This is a genomic window from Ruegeria sp. HKCCD7221, assembly GCF_013031225.1.
GTDB lineage: Bacteria > Pseudomonadota > Alphaproteobacteria > Rhodobacterales > Rhodobacteraceae > Ruegeria.
Window position 1 is genome coordinate 265,801 of sequence record NZ_WPZE01000004.1, and the last position, 17,409, is coordinate 283,209.

The following is a 17,409-nucleotide window of genomic DNA, read 5'->3' on the forward strand; positions in this document are numbered from 1 at the left end:
CATAGGGCTTACCCAGCCACGTTGCGAATCTGATCAAGCGTGGGGCGAAGGTTTTCCAGCGCGTAGCCTGCCTTGGTTGTTGCGTCCAGAATATCGTCCGTACTCATCCGGTCGCATTGTCCAAGGGCCCAGATAACTGAACACCGCGTGCCTGATGCGCAATACGCCAGCACCGGTCCGCTGCAACTTTCGGCCAACTCGCGCTGACGGGCGACGTTTTCGGGTGTCATGGTCTGATGCGTCAGTTCCAGAACCTCATAATCCAAACCCGCGGCACGGACGGCCTCGCCAATGGCGTCTGACTGCATGTCTGACGGAACTTCTGTGTTTGGCCGGTTGCAAATAACCTTGACGAATCCGGCTTCGGCTATGGCTGAAACATCCTCGACCGTAATTTGCGGCGAGACGGCGTAGCGGGGTGTAATGCGGCGAATCTCCATCCCAATTGATTAGGCTGCGTTTGCAGTTCTGTCCAGTTGCGCCCCCACAGTCGGCGCTGCGTACATTCCGGCGATCATTGCGGCCAGAAACACTAGCCCGCCAACGCCGCCATAGGTCACCGAGGCAATGGCAGGCCCCGGACACAGCCCGGACAATCCCCACCCCATGCCAAATAAAACGGAGCCTACGACAAGTCGCCGGTCCAACTCGGGCGGAGACATGGTCGGAAAGGTTCCCCCGACCAAGGGGCGACGATGTTCTGTCATCCGCCAGGCAAACAGCATTGGGATAATTGCCCCACCCATCACGAAGGCCAGTGTCGGGTCCCAGTTCCCGAACACGTCCAGCCACCCCTGAACCTTGGTGGTGTCCGTCATGCCCGAGATCAGCAGACCTGCGCCAAACAGGCATCCGGCGATCAAAGAGATCAGCAACCGCATCAGATCACCCCCCACATGTGGCGCAGAACCGCGAGTGTGATCGCGCCAGCAGCGATGTAGATAACCGTCGCCACAATTCCGCGCAGCGAGAAACGCGATATCCCGCAGACCCCATGTCCCGACGTGCATCCATTGGCGATCCGGGTGCCGATCCCAACCAGCAGTCCCGAGAAAATGATGACAGCAATATTGCCGGTCAGATGGGTCTGGGGTGTGGGTGACATCAACGGGCGAAGAAGCAAGGGCATTCCTACAAGCCCTGCAACAAAGACCAGGCGTTCCAAGGTGCGATCACTATTGTCGACCAAACCGCCCAAGATGCCGCTGGCCCCCATGATCCGGCCATTCCCAAGCAGATAAACGGCGGCACCCAGACCGATCAACAAGCCCCCGGCCAACCCCCAAATCCATTCCAGTTGCATGGTTCTTTTTTCTCCACGTATTGGTTGGCTTCACAGTTTATTCACTGGAATCTTTAGGAAAACATCGCCTTCTTCGTCGGCAGGAGGCATCTGCCCCGCGCGCATGTTGACCTGAAGAGAAGGCAGGATCAGACGAGGCATGCCAAGCGTCGCATCCCGTGCATCGCGCATTTTGACGAACTCCTCGACCGATCGTCCCTGGCCGATATGAACATTGAGCGCCTTCTGCTCTCCGACTGTTGTTTCCCACGCATACTCGTCGCGGCCCGGTGCCTTGTAGTCGTGCCCGACGAAGATGCGTGTCTGATCAGGCAGCGAAAGGATTTTCTGGATCGACGCAAACAGCATTTCCGATGACCCGCCCGGAAAATCGCATCGTGCCGTCCCGAAATCGGGCATGAACAACGTGTCCCCCACAAAGGCCGCATCTCCGATGACATAGGTCAAACAGGCCGGGGTGTGGCCGGGCGTATGCAGAACATCACCCCGCATTTGGCCCACGTGAAAGCTGTCGCCCTCGCGGAACAAGGCGTCAAACTGACTGCCATCGCGTTGGAACTCGGTCCCTTCATTGAAGATTTTTCCAAATGTCTCCTGAATGGTGACGATTTGATCTCCGATCCCGATTTTACCGCCCAGTTTCTGTTGCAGGTAGGGGGCTGCTGACAGATGGTCGGCATGGACATGACTTTCCAGAATCCATTCGACTTTCAAACTGTTAGCCTGAACATGCTCGATTATTTTGTCTGCTGAACTGGTGTCTGTCCGGCCGGATGCATGGTCAAAGTCCAGGACACTGTCGATAATTGCGCAGGCCGTCCCCTCGGGTTCCTGCACAAGGTAGGACACAGTAAATGTATCGGTGTCAAAAAACGCTTTCACCTTTGGTGTCATTTTGCCCTCCGTCAGACTGCTTTATTCGTATATCAATTTCGGAATGTATAGTGATAAAGAATCCGTGAATTGATGTTTGTCAAGGCAGGGTAATTCAGATCGGCCTAGAATTTAACCATTCCGCAGGTGACTGCCGAAACCGTATTTCAGACAGGCGGGTTTTCGCGTGTCCTCGGGTTAAGGTCAGCAGGTCTTAAAACGGTTACCTATATGTGGGTAGATAACGCACCATTTGGGAGGATGGAGATGTCTACAATTAATTTATATTTCGAAGCCGAGCAGCTTGAAGAAAAGTTGCAGGGTGCGTGTCTTGAAACCCGCCTGGCGCTTCAGCCAAGCGTGACAAGGGTAATTGAACGGATGCGTCAGCAGGGTGTGCATATCCCCTCGCGCCTGCGTCGTCTGGATGCAGCCTTGTGCGAGGACGCGATGGAGGCTCAGTTCGATAATTTGCCGGTTTAGGCCGTGGGATTAACTGAATGAGATACCCAGAATAACTAGCATCAGCCCGATCACGGACAGAAAGAGTGAGGCCAGGTTCCAAGGCAATACTCCCTGAACTGTTGCTCGCAGTTCGTCGTCGGACAGGCCGGATTTGCGCGCTTTCATCACGTGCAGGATGCACCAGACGAGTCCCAACAGTCCGGCAAGCGACAGGGCGGCTCCGCCCCAGGTGATGATTTCGAACATGGTTTTCCGCATCAGGCCAAAGAGTTTCTTTGCGCTTATCGGATACCTGTGCATCGCACAAGTCCGATGCCCGATTGTGCGCTTGCGGCGGGTGCTGCGGCCATGTATCCGGCTTAGTGCCGACTTGCGGCAGCAGACTTCAGCCTCTGGGAGAGAATAAATGGAAGACATGACCGAAGATCAGGCCGCCGCCAACTATCGCGTTACCGCCGGAGAGCTGCGTCAGTTTATCGAACGGTTTGAACGTCTGGACGCCGAGAAGAAAGATATCGCAGAGCAGCAGAAAGAAGTCATGGCCGAAGCCAAGGCACGCGGCTACGACACCAAGGTCATGCGCAAGGTGGTTGCTCTTCGCAAACGCGACAAAGACGATATCGCAGAAGAAGAGGCGGTTTTGGAGATGTACAAAGAAGCGTTGGGTATGAGCTGACGGTTTCGAATTTGCGGTGTCGTTCAGGCTTTGCCTTCTAGGACACCGCGATCCGGGTGGGCAGCCGAACCGCGACTGGTGGATTTTCTATCTCGGGTCAAGAAAGGCTGATTGATCGCAGGTCGCAGCGCTTGGGCGGGTCAATTTTTCTGGGCTCAGGGCCTTAACAACTGGACCTCTGGCATTGATTCCAGCCTTTCAAGATCCTGTTCATAAAGCTCGGAAAACGCATCCACGATGTCTGTGCTCCAGCCCGGAAGTTCGAGTTCTTCCTCTACAAGCTCCGGTTGGGCGTGATCTTCCAAGATGTCCGCCAGAGCATAGCGTATGCCCGTTTGTTCCCCGTCAGGTCTGGCATTCAAAAGCGCATTTGCCTTTTCTTTTCCCGCTTCATCCAGAAGGGAAAGCAGAAAGTTGTACTCTTTTTCTAGTGTCACATCCTCTGGCAGGCCGCACATTTTTCGCAAAATGTCACCCCAAATCAGAGGCGATTCCTCGTTGCTCCACAAGGTGATGTTTACGCCCGGAGCCATGTCGCGGATGTCGTCGACCATTCCGATCCAATTCAGGCAGCTCAGGTCTGTATTGCGGATGATATTTTCCCTGTCTTCGTCCGGCAGAGACATTAGTAGTTTAGGAATAAACGTGCCTGGGTTTCTTAAGCCAAAGAAGAAGTCGATCCGAATGTCTTCGAGCGCCTGATCCAAAACGGACATTAGCTTTCCGGCGCGTGGGTAGAATTGCCCGTCCTGAATAGCCGCTTTTGAGTCTGCAATCAGTGCATTGCTTTGGAACACAGCCCGGCGAATGCTCGGGTCTGATGTCAGGCCGGCGCGAACCTGACTGGTTTCTTCTGGAGTCAGGAACTGCGGCTCGGATGTTGCGAAGGTCGGCTTGAAGGCTTGTTTGTATTGGCGCGGGCCAAAAGCGGCGACACCATGCTCGGTCAGCACAGATTTGTGGGCTCTTAGAGCTTTTAACAATCTGCCTTCGCCGGTGAATGCGGCTCCTGCGTGGATAGCAACCTGCATATTCGCTTTTTGCCCCTGCTTCTTCTGCCTCGTCCGCCGGGTTACAGGCTGTGTAGCTGACAGTCAAACCAGTGCACTGATGTGGCGCGGCAGGGGCGCCTGACGTTGGGATTCAAAAATCATCGACAAAAGAAAAAAATGAGTCTTGCAGTCCAGAACCAGAGGCAGTAATCGACGTCCAGTGCCCCTATAGCTCAGCTGGTAGAGCAACTGATTTGTAATCAGTAGGTCCGCGGTTCGAGTCCGTGTGGGGGCACCACTAAAATTCTCCATAAAAACAAAATGTTATCATTAAAGCTGCAAAGTGCTTGGGTGGGCTGCCACGGGTCAAAGTAGTGATGCCTGCCTATCATTAGTGATGAATTTGTGGGTGAACTCTGGAAAAATATGGCTTTGATACGTAGCTTTTAGATCGAACCAGATAGAAGATTCGACATGACCAAGATCACCCAAGCCCAGCGCGACCGGGAAATTCTCGCGCATATCGAAGCTGCATTAAACCTGAACCCCCGGGACGGAAAGCGCGGTCCCCTTCGCTCTACACTGGAACAAGCCCGCGATATTCTGAACGCTAAGGCCCGCGTCGAACTAACCGACGCTGAATACCGCGCCGTCGCCCCGGGCGGTGTCCTTCTCGACCCAAACCGTTCCGGTCTTCTGATGCGGCACGGCAAGCGCACAGGCCGCAAGTGGCTCTATCGCACGACCGACCCTACTACGACCAAACAGATTGAAATAGCCTTCGGCACATTTCCTGACCTGTCCGTTTCCGAGGCGCGGGACGTATGGAACGATCTCAGCACTGCCCGGAACAGCGGTAGACACCCCAACACCGTCCTAAAGGACCGCGCAGGCATAGATAGCAAAGTGTCGAGCCTGACCATGGCAGAACTGGTCCGGCGCTACTTGATGGAATACGCCCGCTCCCACAAGCGTCCGCGTTCCGCAACCGAAGACGAACGCATCCTGACGGCCTACGTCTTGACCCACTATGCGGACCTGCCCGCAGAGAAGTTCGGGCCGGAACAGGTGGAAGCCATTATCCAGCCGTTCATGGACGCAGGGAAAACCAACACTGCATCCAAAATCGTTATTGTGCTGCGCACTGTCTTCAAGACCGCGACTGGCAAAAACAAGAAGCTTAAGACAGCCAACGCAACAAAGACATGGCTGCGGCCTGATCTTCCCGACCCGACGCGCGCGGCAAATGTCGGGCACCAGAACAAGACATACGTCCCCACGGCTGCGGATAAGGAATGGGTGGTCACGTCCCTGTTTCCGTCCCTGCCGAAGGAACTGTGCGACCTGTTCCGCCTGAAGGCTATGACCTTCACTCGCATCCAAGAAGTAACCCACATGCGATGGGCGGAACTGGACCTGAAGCGCGCCACATGGACTGTCCCCAGCGACAGAGCCAAGAACGGGAAAGCGCACTTTATCCTTTTGCCCAAACAAGCCATGTCGATCCTGACAGCCCGCAGGGACGCGCAGGACAGCGCGGGCATCGAAACAGATTACGTCTTCCCGCAGGTTAAAAACCCAACCCAGCCCCGCACCATAAACAGCGCAGAAGCGGCCTTCCGTAAGCAGCGGGTAAAAGACAACCGCGCCCACGGTCTAACCCCGCATTCCATGCGTCACATGGCGGAAACTTGGCTGGCGGAAAGTAAAGCGCGGCAAGACGTTCGGGACCGAATGCTTAACCATACACCGAACAACGGAGCAGGAGATACATACAACCACGCTACCCTGAATGATGAAGCCAAGGACTGGTGGCAGTCGCACGCGGATCATCTGGACGCGATTGCATCTGAGAACGTGGTATCGCTGCAGGACACCCGCCAAGATTTAGTGGGCGCGTGAAGGCGTTTATACGAGGAAAGTACAATGACGGATGAGACAAGACGGTCCCGACAGGTTTCTTTTGGCGGCCCAGATCACGTCACAAACTCCGGGGCAACGCTCGCGCTCGGCTTTCAAGTGGTAACTTCCATGGATATTCTGGCCGACCTGTCAAATTGGCAAGTTGCGCAGGGGTACGAGATGCCCAATTCAGAATTTGACAAGTTGGCCAAGCGACGGCTGTCTTCATACTTCTGGGAATATCTTTCAGAACTTTCTGACTATCGGTTTTCCCAGCGCCCGTTGCGGCGTCGCGACGATCTGTCTTTTGAAATGCTATTAACAGACCTCGAGCGCACACAAATAGCAGGAGCTTTGAAACGCGATTTAAGAATTGCGTTGGATCGTTTCTTTCGCAAGCGTCGCGACGAGTGGTTGAAATCAGGTGAGTTTCCACGTCGCGTTATCGCGGATGGTATCAAAAGAGCGGTAGACGAGAAATGGTGCATCAAAATGCACTGTACAACTTGTGCAAGTTATCGGTTTAGGTTGCTGTTTTTGGGAGAACCCGACAGCAGACGGGTCGTTAGACCTCAAACTCAACTAACCATCGAACGGGCGAAAGAGGTTGTCGGCGAATTGGCGAAACTAAGCGAATTTGACGGTAAGACCAAACAACTGCATGAGCCCGTAATGGTCATGCTGTATTGGATTTGGTGCGAGTTCGGCGATCGCGCTCACTTAGAGGTGTTCACCATGCTTCAAGACACTTGGGCTGGAGAGGTGTTAGACCACATGAAAGAGCACTACGATCACCAGGAAACACGTAGAGCAAGGCATCGGATCAGGCAAAGGGAGGCAAATCGTTGATATCGCGCTCAGCATGAGCACTGAGGAGGCCATGAACTGTCAAGGGTGTTCCGGTAACAAATTGGTAAAAAACGATTTTTCTTGTTTTTGTATTGACAACAGACCACCGACGTTTTTATCTGAACCACATCATACATCGCGAATGACTTGTGCCGGCGGGGGAACGCACCGACCACCAAACGAGCCCGCGCGGAAGGCGCCCGCGCGCACCAGCTTGGCAACTGCTGGGAACATAAACTACCTTACGCGAAGGACGTTCGCCCCAAAATTGGAGCGAAACCTTGAAAACCAATACAAACAACCCGCTGAACCTGCGGCACCCGCACATGAAATTGGCGCAGTGGTGCAAGCACTTCGGTTTGAGCCGCGCGATGGCCCACAAGCTGATCCGCAACGGCCAACTTAAATCTTTCAAAATTGGTGGTGCGACCATCATACATGGAAATTCCATAGCTGACCTTTTGGAGGTGGGTGGATACGACGACGCTACAGCCGCGCGGGCGTTCCAGACACCACATCAATCTATCTAAGGCAGGAAGCTGAAGCTATGGCACAAATTGACAATCCTCAAGAACAGTCGCAGGCGAATGCCACTGACTGGAAAGAAGCCGCACGCAAAGCAACTGGAATGCGCCTGTCGGTGTTTCCCATTCTTATTTCGGCCAAACCTGGCGGTGGCCACGCGAAACGTCCGTTGACGCGCAATGGGCATCTGAACGCGTCTTTGCAGGTTGAGGATTTCGACAACTGGCACGAAGCCAACGGCTTCGGCATCGCAATGGGCGGTGACCTGTTTGCCTTCGATCTGGACCGCTATAAGACGCAAGACGGGGGCGTTGCAGCGGAGCAGTGGCTAAAGGACAATGGGCTGGATAAGCCCACCCGGAAGCACGAAACGATTTCAGGCGGTGAGCACTGGATTATGAAACTGCCCGCTGGGCGAGAGGACACACCGGGTGGGGTCGAGATTGTCGAAGGGTTGGACAGCCGGGGCGATGGTGGCTGGATTGCCTTTGGTGAAGGTTACAAGCTGTTGGATGACAGCCCGCTGGCAGAGATCCCGGATACGATCTGCCAAGATCTGATGGACCGCTGGAAGGTCAAGAACGGCGGTCTGGGGACTGGCCCCCTGCGAGACTGGAAACAGCCTGACAACGCAGAGCAGGTTTTGGTTGATTTGCTGGCAAGAGACGCGCCGTTGGCAAAACGCTGGGCGGGGGATGTGAATGGTCTGGACGACTTATCTGCCAGTGCCTTGCAGTTCTCCGTAGCCCGCCGGTTATCCCTCCATGAGCGTGAAATACTGGACAGGACTGGGGACGCCACGACCTACGACTTCATCGCTTGGGCTTTGCACGACCAGTTCGAACACGGGACGATGTATAAAGATGGTGGACCGCGTTCCTGCCGCCGGGACGCTGCCCGGGTGCAGAAGCCCGAAGCGGCACAGGAGTTCGACGCCATTGAAATGGACGACGCGAAATGGGCAGAACAGGCGAAAGCGCGGGCTGCAAACGGGAACCGGCCCTTGCCGGACTTCGATGAACTGGAATACGACACCACGGACGATGGATTTGCTCACATCGCGGGGTTGGATTGCCCGGCGGGCGGACTTAGCGTTGGGGTGTTCGACCCGCTCAAGGACGTTCCTGGGCTTGTCGGTTCATTTGCCCGCTGGGGGTACGACACAGCATGGCGTCCCGACCCGGCTCCAGCTTTAGTGGGCGCGTTGACTTCGGTTTCTCTGGCCGTGGGAATGGCCTTCAAGTTCGACCGGGCGGACGACAATTACGGCAACCTCTACGCAAACATCATTATGCCCAGCACCAGCGGGAAACAGGACGCAGTGCGCATGTTGAAGCTGGCTTCTGCGCTAACGCCATATGACGTGCTTTGGCGGCGTGTTCGGTCCCAGCCCGCGCTACATAACTGTTTTCTTGATGTGAAAAACGCCCCTATCGGCCCGCGTGGTGTCCTCCTGTTCGATGAACTCGGGCGTCACCTGCAAAACTTAAAATCTGGAAAAAATACGACGCTTGCAGAAGTCTCGGACCAGATGATTATCACCTATTCTGATTACCATATCGCAGGGCAAAAGCTGGCGACCAAGCCAAGGCCCGAGGTTGATGAAGCATATCTGGTCGTTCTCGGAGACGCGCAACCGAAGGTTTTGGCAAAGGGGCTGCCCGCTGACGCGGTTGACGATGGATCTGTGGCCCGGGCGCTATGGTTCTTTGGGGACTGGCACCGCAAACGCGCAAATGGTCCGGTGAACAAGAACGGGACGGTCTTACCAAAGGAAGTTGAGGATGCATTGACTTGGCTGTTTGACCGGAAAGGGATGTTGCCGTTCGTAGGGACCGGGCACGGCGTCATAGACCTTGCCCTGACGCCCGAGGCGGAAGCTGTCATGCTCGCCTTTGACGATGAATGCGAAAACGCTGCGGCTGAAGCCAACGCAGAGGCAGACGACAAGGCCCGGACCATCTACAGCCGCGCCTACCAGAACTCGCGCCGGGTTGCGCTGGTCATCGCGGCGGGCGAAGCGGCAATGACGGGCGACGCCGCTCTGGACATGTCAGACCCGGACAAGCCCACTATTGCTTTGACTGAGGTCGCAGCGAATGCGGCGGTCGCTGTGACACGACAGTCGGTTCTCGACCTCATCAAATATGCTTCAGAACACATCGGGATTACAGAGGAAGACAAGGTTGAACTACGTGTTCTGCGGACGCTGGGCAAACGCCGCCAAGATGGCCAAAAGGTCGTAAAACACAAGTCGCTGGTGGACGCGTGTCGGAACTCTGCGTCCAGCGGATCCGAACCCGTTTCAGGGGACGCAGTTCGCAAAGCCATCGAAAACCTTTTGGACCGTGGACACATCGACAAGGGGAGCGTCGATGGCGGAACCGCGACTGGTTACAAGCTGTCATCGGAAGGGTTGACCGTTCTTGCCAAACGCAAACTGAAGTAGGCTGTGCCGCCCATTTAAGGGGGATGTGGGCGGGAAGATGGAATTTCTTCGCCCGGTTTTTAAGTAGGTGGCGCCGACCGCCGGTTTGTCATTTCCCCTATCTTCCCCCCTCTGAACAACGCAAGAGACCCCAGTAAAATAGGGAAAAGAGAAACAAGAAGGGAGATAAAGGGGGGAAGGGAGAAGCAACCCACACACATGTGTTTTCATGTCGTTTAGGGGGTACATGTATGACATGCTTGCCCTTCCCCCTACCGGGCGTTTTTAGTCGAAATCTGTCACCTGCGCCTGTGGCCGAGACTAGCACCGGGCATTTTTGACCGGTCGCACATCCCGAGCTATCCTGACGAACCAAACCAGATGCACTAAAGCAAAAAAGGTCAAATCAGGTATCAATCTCGCTCGTCAGCTAATGCTTTTCACGGCGGCGCAAAAGGATCAATCACGGTGTCTATCCACTCCCCAGCCGCGCTCAAGCAGAAGCCTCACCCAAATCAATTGCGGGCACTTGCTGAACACAGGCACAAAACGCAATTCGGCGGTCCTGATGCACCCCCGACCTGCGCCCGGCCATCCTGCGGTCGAACAGCATGGAAGAAGTCCCCGAATGGCTTCTGCTGGTTCCACTCAGGCGCTGCGGAAAAGAACGCTCCACGGCCCACCGAATACGGAAAGCGAAAGCGCGAACTAAACCGCGCCCGCACAATGGCTCGCAAATCCCTAGACTGTGACCCACCATCCCCAGAGGAATTGCGGGTCGCAGCGGCCATGGTCCATGCGCTCAACGACCCACACGATCGGCCCAGACTGGAGTTAGTTGTGCGTGACCTGCTCCGAGGGCAAATCGACCATCGCGCCTATCGCGCCTTGCTACAGGCCCTGCTGGTTCATGCATGAACTCCCCGCCGTTACATCGCTTTGCAAGCGCGATTGGTGGAGAACTAAGCCGCAGACCCACCAAAATTAGTGGACTTAGTCTGGAAAATACCTCGCAAAATCGTTGATCGCCTCATAAAACACAGATTTCCAGGCTTTTAATCCACTGATATACAATCAGTAGCTCATCCGCTGGTGAAACCTCGCGGCCGGTATTTGGGTTGCACACCATAAGCCCAGTACAATCTCCCAGGGCCACCCCCTGGCTACCCGCCGCTCTCGATTGACGCACGCGCGTGCGGTATGTCAATCAAATTTCGGCTTGGAGACTTGCTCACAATCTGTGTCTGATCAAGATGACCCGCGTGATCAATACGGCTTCACCAAAGAACAGTGAGATTTGAGCCGGAGCTACGTCACTAAGATAGCATATTCTCACTTGAGCACCTGTGTTTACTGCTGCCTTGAAATTTTCTTGGTGGCGCTTCCACTTCAGCGTGAACCGTCTTAAGATCTAAGCAAAAAGTTTGCCAAGCGAGCACACACTGGAGGCACTTTGCAGTTTTTTGAGCAACCGATACTCAATTCTCCATATCAGCACCCAGATCAGCATTGGGAGCTCGATCCTAACGGAAGACCAAACGACATTATCATAAATCGAAGAAGGTCGTCTGATCTCTGGTCCGCGTTGCCGGGAGCCGCTGCAACAGTGTCATCGGACCAAGGCAGCATGGTCTTCGAAGAAACCCTTTCCACCAGTACCACCGAGTTCAATCCAACGGCCGTTGTAAACGAGCTTCGCCAAGAGCTTGATACCTGGCGGGCGCTGCCTAATCCTACACAATGGAAAGTTACGCCGATAACTCAACGATTGCTGCAACATTGGCGCAAGCTGCAGCTAGACGAAACGCAGCAAATCCGTCCATTTTTCTGCCAGCTAGAAGCTGTCGAAGCAGCGATCTGGTTGGCAGAAGTTGCTCCGCAAGTTGGCAAGCGAGGGCGTCGTTTCTTAAGTGCGTTGAATGTGGCAAACAATACTGCGCTGCAGGCGGATGGAAAGCCGCAAAACTTGTCACGCCCTGATCTGTTGCGAGTTGCGTTCAAACTTGCGACCGGTGCTGGCAAAACAACTGTTATGGCGATGCTGATCGCTTGGCAGGCGCTAAATGCTGTTCGCAGCCCGAACTCAAAAAGGTTTTCAAAAGGTTTTTTGATCGTTGCACCCGGTATAACGATCCGAGATCGGCTAAGGGTTTTGCAACCTAATGACACTGACAGTTATTACACGAAACTCAGTCTCGTACCGCGGGATCTATTGACTGATTTGAACCGCGCCAAGATCGTGATTACGAACTATCACGCGTTCAAGTTGCGTGAAACAGTGCAGGTGGCAAAGGGAACTCGCGCAGCGCTGGAAGGTCATGGCGAAGGTATCTCAACCATTGAAACTGAAGGTCAGATGGTCCAGCGAGTAATGGGCGATTTGATGGGCATGAAGGACATCGTTGTAATAAATGACGAGGCGCATCATTGTTATCGTGAGCGCCCCATACAAGGCGATGAACAACTAAGCCGTGAGGAAAAAGAGGAACGACAGGAAGCCCGATTGTGGCTATCGGGGATTGAGGCTCTAAATCGCGTCCAAGGCGTTCAGATTGTTTATGATCTTTCCGCAACGCCGTTCTTTCTGCAGGGATCAAATTGGCCGGAAGGAACGCTGTTTCCATGGGTGATGACAGATTTCTCCCTTATGGATGCTATCGAATGTGGAATTGTTAAGCTTCCGCGCGTTCCGGTTTCCGACAATAGACCTGATGGGCAACAGGTGATTTACCGAGATCTTTGGAAGACTATTGGCAAGCGAATGCCAAAAAAAGCCAAAGGCGAAACGCGCCCCGACCCCCAGAAACTACCCATTGAAGTAAAGACTGCCCTAGATGCGCTGTATGGCCACTATGAAGAAACATATCGCCTCTGGGAGCGTGATGGTGTCGGCGTCCCACCCGTTTTCATTGTCGTGTGCAACAACACAACAAACTCCGAAATGCTACGCGACTACATCGCGGGTTACACGCGCACGGACGAAAACGATCAAGAGACGGTCGTGCAAGGCGCGTTGGACCTGTTCCGAAATTTTGATGACCATGACCAGAAACTCGACCGACCACGCTCCATCTTGATCGATAGCGAGGCGCTCGAAAGCGGTGACGAAATCGATAAGTCATTTCGCGAGGCGCACGGTGAGGAAATTGAAGCGTTCCGGCGCGAACGACTGCAACGCGAAGGTGCAGCTGCGGGCGATATCTCCGACGCTGAAATCCTTCGCGAAGTCATGAACACGGTCGGGCGCAAAGGTAAACTTGGCGAACAAGTGCGTTGCGTCGTCTCTGTCTCGATGCTGACCGAAGGCTGGGATGCCAACAACGTCACACATATATTCGGCCTTCGCGCCTTTGGCTCTCGCTTGATATGCGAACAGGTCATTGGGCGTGCCCTTCGGCGCTTGTCCTACGACATCGACCCTGAGAGCGGGCTGTTTCAAGTCGAGTACGCTGACATCATGGGAATCGACGGACTGAACTTCTCGGACCAGCCGAGACCCGCTCCGCCATCACCGCCACGCCCCGTTGTACAGGTGCATGCCGTGACACCGGATCGGGACGCTCTTGAAATGATATTTCCTCGCGTCGAGGGGTATCGCGTGGACTTCCCGAAAGAGCGGATTGCCGTCGATTTCTCGGCAATGGAGCCGTACGTGATGACGCCAGAGCGCGTGGGCGCAACAGAAGTGCGAATGTCAGGCATCATCGGTGAACCACACGACGTTACACTAGAATACCTTCAGCAAAAACGCATGTCGGAGATTGGCTACAAGATTGCCAGCTACTGGGTCACCGAAAAACTGCGCGACCCCAATCAAGCGCCCAAAATGCACCTCTTCAACGACGCAAAACGCATCGTGCTGCAATGGCTTAAATCCGGATTGCTGGAATGCAAAGACGGGACCGAGCCAGCACAGCTTCTATACCGGCAACTAACGGATGAAGTCTGCGATCTCTTGATGGCGGCGTTGGTCGATCGCCCGGGTGGTGATCCAATCATCCGTGCAGTGCTCGATCCGTTCGAGCCCGAAGGCAGTACAATGGGAGTGAACTTCACCACGTCCAGCGATAGCCGCCACTGGGCCGATGAACGTCGCAGCCACGTCAACTGGATCGTAACGGACAGCAACTGGGAAACCCGCTTCGCTCAAATCCTGGACACGCACCCGGATGTCGAAGCTTACGCACGCAATCACAACCTCGGGTTTGAAGTGCCGTACCTTATGGAAGGCGAAGCGCGCCGTTATTGGCCGGACTTTTTGATCCGCTTGCGCTGCGACACGCCGACAACTCTGATAGTTGAGGTTAAGGGCTATCGTGGACATGATGCGATGCTTAAGGCCCAGACAACGCAGAACAAATGGATACCTGCAGTAAACCGCCTTGGCACGTATGGCCGCTGGGCCTTCGCTGAACTGCGCGCGGTGGAAGACTTCCGCCCCGATCTTGACGCCGCAATTGCCGCGCTCCTGCGCGAGGAGGAGACAGCATGACCGACAAGACCACTCCGGTTGAAACGCACATCCACGACAACACCCGCACCAACATCCCTACGGCGGAACTCGAAGGCGTCGTTCCACCCGAAGACGTCGCGCCGATCAAAGTCGCATACGAGCGCCGCAATCGCGACCTTGATCCGCAGCTGATTTGGCGCGGCAAAGACCTCGATCAGGAAGAGTTGATAGCCGACGCACCGCCAATTTACCTTCAAGAACAAATTCACCCCAAGGCGCTGATTGAAGACCTGCGCTCGGGGCGCAAGCAGGCGGACGACCTTTTTGGCCACTTTGGATTGGACGAGGAAGACTTGGAAGCGGAGGTCGAGTTTTACCGCCACAACCGCAAATGGTCGAACCGGATGATCCTTGGAGACGGGTTGCAGGTGATGAGCAGCCTGTCTGCGCGTGAAGACCTGCGTGGCAAGGTGCAAATGATCTACATTGACCCGCCATACGGGATCAAGTTCAACTCCAACTTCCAGTGGTCCACGACCTCACGTGATGTGAAAGACGGCAAACTCAATCACCTGACCCGCGAACCAGAACAGGTAAAAGCTTTCCGAGACACATGGCGCGACGGTATACATTCCTATCTCAGCTATTTGCGTGACAGGTTAGTGGTGGCCCGAGATCTGCTAACTGAGAGCGGAAGCTGTTTTGTCCAGATCGGAGATGAGAACGTACACCGGGTGCGAGCTCTGATGGACGAAGTTTTCGGGGAGGAGAATTTTGTAAGCCAAATCTATTTTAAGAAAACTTCTGGTGCGGGCAGCCCAGGGGAATTGACAAGCTTGGCTGCAGTTAGCGACTATCTCATCTGGTTTGCGAAAGACTTTTCAAAGAAAAAATTTCGCCCAGTTTTGGGACTCAAGCAAGTGGGCGGAGATGGGTCTTCAGCCTACAGATTGATTAAGAAGAACGATGGTGAAATTGTAAGCGGGTTTAACGGCGACTTAGATAATCTGCACAAAGATCTTCATGATCGCATTTGCCGGGTAGACAATATCACTTCGCAATCGGGTGTCGACAAAACTCGCTACCCGGTTTGGGTATCAGGGCAAGTGTTTCGTCCAAACCGAGGTGTCTGGAAGACTGGTGAAACTGGTATGAAAAGGCTGCTTGCGGCGGATAGAGTTCATCCGGGAAAAACGTCTATTGGGTACATCCGATTTTTTAACGATTTTGCCGCAATTAGGAAAACCAACTCTTGGGACGACACCTCGATTAGCGGATCCAGTTCTAAGACTTACGTGGTGCAAACTTCTGAAAAAGTAGTTCAGCGTTGTCTTCTCATGACCACTGACCCAGGTGACTTGGTACTTGACCCGACCTGCGGGTCCGGCACAACTGCATACGTCGCTGAGCAATGGGGCCGCCGCTGGATTACAATTGACACCTCACGGGTGGCACTCGCACTTGCTCGTGCGCGGATCATGGGGGCGAAATATCCTTACTATTTGCTGGCAGACAGCGAAGCAGGGCAGAAAAAAGAAGGCGAAATCACCCGCACACCGCCGCGTGACGCACCGACCCATAGCGATATTCGTGCAGGTTTCGTCTACCAGCGCGTGCCGCATATCACGCTCAAATCCATCGCTAATAACGCCGAGATTGACGAGATTTGGGAGCAGCGCCAACCCGCTGTCGAAGCAGCGCGTGCGGCTCTGAACGCCGCGTTGAAAGGTAACCCAACCCCCTTCACCGTTGAAACGGGTGGTCGTAAAGGGCAGAAAATTGATTTCACCGCCACAGGTGAGGTCGAATTGCCCTCCGGCGAAATGACGCCTGCCAACGGCTTCATGGAATGGGAAATACCGCGCGATTCCGTGGAAGGCTGGCCCGACGCTGCCAAAGACGCGTTGGCGGATTTCTGGACTGCCCGGGTCGAAAGACAGAACGAAATCGATGCTTCTATTGCCGCCAAGGCTGCCTTCGAATACCTCTACGACAGACCCTATGAGGACAAGAAACGCATTCGTGTGGCAGGTCCCTTTACGGTTGAGAGCCTGTCGCCGCATCGCACGGCGGCGGTGGACCAAAACGGCGAGCTGATCGACGAAGTTATAGCGGCCAAAGGTGATCGCCTACCAGAAGAGCAAGAGGTAGAGAATTTCCAAAAATCTGTTATGGAAAACCTCGCCAAGGCTGGCGTTCATCAGGCAGGGAAAGAGGACCGCATTGCCTTTGATGCGCTGACCGCTTGGCCAGGCGAATGGATCGCGGCAGAAGGCACCTATATGGAGGGCGACATACAGCGCCGCGCGGGCATCTTCCTTGGTCCTGAATACGGCACTGTCGCACGCGCAGATCTGGTCGCTGCTGCCCGCGAGGCCTCAGACGCAGGCTTTGACGTCCTCATTGCATGCGCATTCAACTTCGAGGCCCATGCGCAAGACTTCCGAAAGCTTGGTCGCATACCAATCCTTCAAGCGCGCATGAACCCCGATTTGCATATGGCCGACGATCTCAAAGCAGGTGGTGGAAACCTGTTCGTCGTCTTCGGCGAACCCGATATTGAAGTGATCGAAGAAGGCGATCGCGTTCGGGTCAATCTGCTTGGTGTGGACATTTTTAAACCTGCCAAGGGAATCGTCGAAAGCTCTGATGCCAAAGACATCGCCTGCTGGTTCATCGACACGGATTACTCAGGCGAAAGCTTCTTTGTACGGCAGGCATACTTCCCTGGAGCGGATGTGCCTTACAAACAGCTGAAATCGACTTTGAAAGGCGAGATCGACGAAGAGGCGTGGGAGAGCCTCAAGTTGACAAAATCACGCCCCTTTGCGCGTCCGAAATCCGGTCGGATTGCTGTGAAGGTGATCAACCACCTCGGCGACGAAGTCATGAAAGTGTTCGGGGTATGATGTTGGCAGCCGGAAACGCAAATATGTTGGTTGC

General features: G+C 54.6%; 15 protein-coding genes and 1 tRNA gene. 10 read left to right on the plus strand and 6 right to left on the minus strand.

What is annotated here, in order from left to right:
- Positions 1–8 precede the first annotated feature (8 nt).
- From GOX73_RS12425 to GOX73_RS12440, 4 genes are read right to left on the minus strand one after another with little or no spacing between them, the layout of a single operon-like run.
- Complete coding sequence (locus tag GOX73_RS12425; protein ID WP_171121944.1) at positions 9–440, minus strand: TIGR01244 family sulfur transferase; 432 nt, start codon at positions 438–440, stop codon at positions 9–11.
- Positions 441–449: 9 nt separating this feature from the next.
- Positions 450–881 carry a DUF6691 family protein gene (locus GOX73_RS12430; RefSeq protein ID WP_171121945.1) on the minus strand — a complete coding sequence of 144 codons (432 nt, stop codon included), beginning with the start codon at positions 879–881 and terminating at the stop codon, positions 450–452.
- A complete protein-coding gene (locus GOX73_RS12435) occupies positions 881–1,303 on the minus strand; it encodes a YeeE/YedE family protein (RefSeq protein WP_171125505.1) in 423 nt (140 codons plus the stop codon). The genes GOX73_RS12430 and GOX73_RS12435 overlap by 1 nt, the downstream gene beginning before the upstream one ends.
- A gap of 30 nt (positions 1,304–1,333) precedes the next feature.
- Positions 1,334–2,197: an MBL fold metallo-hydrolase gene (locus GOX73_RS12440; RefSeq protein ID WP_171125503.1), complete on the minus strand. Its 864-nt coding sequence runs from the start codon at positions 2,195–2,197 to the stop codon at positions 1,334–1,336.
- A gap of 246 nt (positions 2,198–2,443) precedes the next feature.
- Here GOX73_RS12440 and GOX73_RS12445 point away from each other — a divergent pair, with 246 nt between their 5' ends.
- Entirely contained in the window at positions 2,444–2,659 is a 216-nt protein-coding gene (locus GOX73_RS12445; RefSeq protein ID WP_171125502.1) for a hypothetical protein, read from the plus strand.
- 9 nt (positions 2,660–2,668) lie between these two features.
- On the opposite strand, the gene GOX73_RS12450 is transcribed toward GOX73_RS12445, so the two are convergent.
- A complete protein-coding gene (locus GOX73_RS12450) occupies positions 2,669–2,887 on the minus strand; it encodes a hypothetical protein (protein ID WP_171122335.1) in 219 nt (72 codons plus the stop codon).
- Between the two features lie 160 nt (positions 2,888–3,047).
- Between GOX73_RS12450 and GOX73_RS12455 the strand changes: the two genes are divergently transcribed.
- Positions 3,048–3,317 carry a DUF2312 domain-containing protein gene (locus GOX73_RS12455; RefSeq protein WP_171121949.1) on the plus strand — a complete coding sequence of 90 codons (270 nt, stop codon included), beginning with the start codon at positions 3,048–3,050 and terminating at the stop codon, positions 3,315–3,317.
- Positions 3,318–3,472: 155 nt separating this feature from the next.
- On the opposite strand, the gene GOX73_RS12460 is transcribed toward GOX73_RS12455, so the two are convergent.
- A complete protein-coding gene (locus tag GOX73_RS12460; RefSeq protein WP_171125501.1) occupies positions 3,473–4,348 on the minus strand; it encodes a hypothetical protein in 876 nt (291 codons plus the stop codon).
- Between the two features lie 183 nt (positions 4,349–4,531).
- Here GOX73_RS12460 and GOX73_RS12465 point away from each other — a divergent pair.
- The 8 genes from GOX73_RS12465 to GOX73_RS12500 all read left to right on the plus strand — a co-directional run bounded on the left by GOX73_RS12465 (position 4,532) and on the right by GOX73_RS12500 (position 17,375).
- A tRNA-Thr gene (locus GOX73_RS12465) sits at positions 4,532–4,607 on the plus strand.
- A gap of 176 nt (positions 4,608–4,783) precedes the next feature.
- Positions 4,784–6,211, plus strand: a complete 1,428-nt coding sequence (locus GOX73_RS12470; protein WP_171134921.1) for a site-specific integrase — start codon at positions 4,784–4,786, stop codon at positions 6,209–6,211.
- Positions 6,212–6,235: 24 nt separating this feature from the next.
- Positions 6,236–7,060, plus strand: coding sequence for a hypothetical protein (locus GOX73_RS12475; protein ID WP_171134922.1), 825 nt, complete (start codon positions 6,236–6,238; stop codon positions 7,058–7,060).
- A 281-nt stretch (positions 7,061–7,341) separates the two neighbouring features.
- The gene (locus GOX73_RS12480; RefSeq protein ID WP_171134923.1) at positions 7,342–7,590 is read left to right on the plus strand and encodes a helix-turn-helix domain-containing protein; all 249 of its coding nucleotides are present in this window, start codon (positions 7,342–7,344) and stop codon (positions 7,588–7,590) included.
- Positions 7,591–7,607: 17 nt separating this feature from the next.
- A complete protein-coding gene (locus GOX73_RS12485) occupies positions 7,608–10,034 on the plus strand; it encodes a bifunctional DNA primase/polymerase (protein WP_171134924.1) in 2,427 nt (808 codons plus the stop codon).
- A gap of 705 nt (positions 10,035–10,739) precedes the next feature.
- The gene (locus GOX73_RS12490; RefSeq protein WP_171134925.1) at positions 10,740–10,931 is read left to right on the plus strand and encodes a hypothetical protein; all 192 of its coding nucleotides are present in this window, start codon (positions 10,740–10,742) and stop codon (positions 10,929–10,931) included.
- A gap of 535 nt (positions 10,932–11,466) precedes the next feature.
- Positions 11,467–14,505, plus strand: a complete 3,039-nt coding sequence (locus tag GOX73_RS12495) for a BPTD_3080 family restriction endonuclease (protein ID WP_171134926.1) — start codon at positions 11,467–11,469, stop codon at positions 14,503–14,505.
- Positions 14,502–17,375 (plus strand): site-specific DNA-methyltransferase, encoded by a 2,874-nt coding sequence (locus tag GOX73_RS12500; RefSeq protein ID WP_171134927.1) that lies wholly within the window; start codon positions 14,502–14,504, stop codon positions 17,373–17,375. The genes GOX73_RS12495 and GOX73_RS12500 overlap by 4 nt, the downstream gene beginning before the upstream one ends.
- Positions 17,376–17,409: the final 34 nt, after the last annotated feature.